Annotated in this window: 1 protein-coding gene; it reads right to left on the bottom strand. The window is 68.7% G+C overall.

Annotated features, from left to right (window positions below; translation table 11 throughout):
* Positions 1–337: 337 nt before the first annotated feature.
* A complete protein-coding gene (locus FVW27_RS14500; protein ID WP_167126414.1) occupies positions 338–1,624 on the bottom strand; it encodes an adenylosuccinate synthase in 1,287 nt (428 codons plus the stop codon).
* Between the last annotated feature and the right edge of the window lie 271 nt (positions 1,625–1,895).

Below are 1,895 nucleotides of genomic sequence, written 5' to 3'. Positions count from 1 at the left end.
CAGCGCGTGCAGGTGGGCCACGGTGCGCTGATGCCGGGGGGCCAGCAGCGGGGCCACGGCCTCGCGCGGGTCTTGCGGCGCGGGCGGGGCATCCGTGGCGGCGGCAGCGGCGCGACCGCGTTTGGGGGCAGTGGTGGTGTCGTTGGCCATGGTGGTTCCGATACTTGTGTGAAGCGGGTTCCGGACGGACGGGCCATGCTACCCGAAGGCGCGGGGGGCCGTCCATGCCTGTTCCGCCCCTCCCGCGCGGGCAGCCCGGTCTTGCGCGGTTGCGCATCCGTCATGAAAAAGGGGCGGCCTGCGCCGCCCCTTACGAGTGGATATTCCGAGCCGGGGCCTACCAGCCCCGGCTGATGGTCTGGTCGCGTTCCGGACCCACGGACACCAGGCTCACGCGCACGCCGGTCAGTTCCTCGATGCGGGCGATGTAGGCGCGGGTGGGCGCGGGCAGGCTTTCCCAGGTGGTGCAGCCGGTGATGTCGTCATCCCAGCCGGGCATGGTCTCGTACACCGGGGTGACGTGGGCCATGCCGTTCTGCTCCTGCGGGGCCACGGTAATGGTACCGCCCTGATATCCGTAGGCGGTGCAGATTTGCAGTTCCTTCAGGCCGGACAGCACGTCCAGCTTGGTCAGGGCGATGTCGGTGGGGCCGTTCAGGCGCACGGCCTCGCGCAGCACCACGGCGTCCAGCCAGCCGCAGCGGCGCTTGCGGCCCGTGGTGGCGCCGAATTCGTGCCCCTTCTGCTGCAGGTAGTCGCCCGCCTCGTTCAGCTGCTCGGTGGGGAAGGGGCCGGCGCCCACGCGGGTGGTGTACGCCTTGACGATGGCCACGATGCGGTCAAGCCGGGTGGGCGCGATGCCGCTGCCCGCCGCCGCGTTGCCCGACACCGTGTTGGACGAGGTGACGAACGGGTAGGTGCCGTGGTCGATGTCCAGGTGGGTGCCCTGGGCGCCCTCGAACATCACGTGCTGCCCTGCCGCCCAGGCCGCTTCGATCTCGGCGGTGACGTCGGCCAGGTGGGGCACCACGCGCGGGGCCACGGCCATGACTTCGTCGAACACCGCGTCCACGGTCATGGCTTCGCCGCCGTACAGGCCGGCCAGCAGGGCGTTCTTTTCCAGCAGCGCGGCCTCTATCTTGGCGCGCAGAAGTTCGGGCATGGCAAGGTCGGCGGCGCGGATGCCGATGCGCGACATCTTGTCCTCGTAGCAGGGGCCGATGCCCCGGCCCGTGGTGCCGATCTTGGATTCGTTGGTCTTGTGGCACTCGCGGGCCACGTCCAGCGCCTTGTGGTAGGGCATGATCACGTGGGCCTTGCGGCTGATCATCAGCCGCGCCGGAGAAACGTCCACGTCCTTGCCGCGCAGGGTTTCCACCTCGCGGCAGAACACGGCGGGGTCGAGCACGACGCCGTTGCCGATGAGACATTTCTTGCCCGGATGCAGGATGCCCGAAGGGATGAGGTGCAGGATGTACTGCTTGTCGCCCACCAGCACGGTGTGCCCGGCGTTGTTGCCGCCCTGGAAGCGCACGATCACGTCGCACTTGCGGGTCAGCAGATCGACGATCTTGCCCTTGCCCTCATCGCCCCACTGGGCGCCCATCACGACCACGTTTGACATTTCCCACTCCTTGTGACATTGAGTGCCACCCTGCGGCTCCGGCTCTTGCCGAAGGCGCGCAGAAAAGGCATCATGTCTTATCCCGTGACTTCTTGGAAGTCAACGGAACTGCTGCCGATACGACCCCGACAGCAGAAAATCGTCCGCACGCGGACATGCCGGAACCACCGGCGGGCCAAGGCCCACCGGGAAAACGGCGCACCAGCGCCGCTCCGCGCAACGCCGCACAACCCACGGCCCGACGGCCACCCCCGCGCACGGAAGCGCGGCC

This window comes from Nitratidesulfovibrio liaohensis (assembly GCF_011682075.1).
Classification (GTDB): Bacteria; Desulfobacterota; Desulfovibrionia; order Desulfovibrionales; family Desulfovibrionaceae; genus Cupidesulfovibrio; species Cupidesulfovibrio liaohensis.
This window is presented reverse-complemented; position numbering and strand designations above follow the sequence as displayed.

Bases quoted from the DNA above. Each gene is read 5' to 3' on its own strand.
- FVW27_RS14500 (WP_167126414.1), bottom strand. From the start codon at position 1,624: ATGTCAAACGTGGTCGTGATGGGCGCCCAGTGGGGCGATGAGGGCAAG.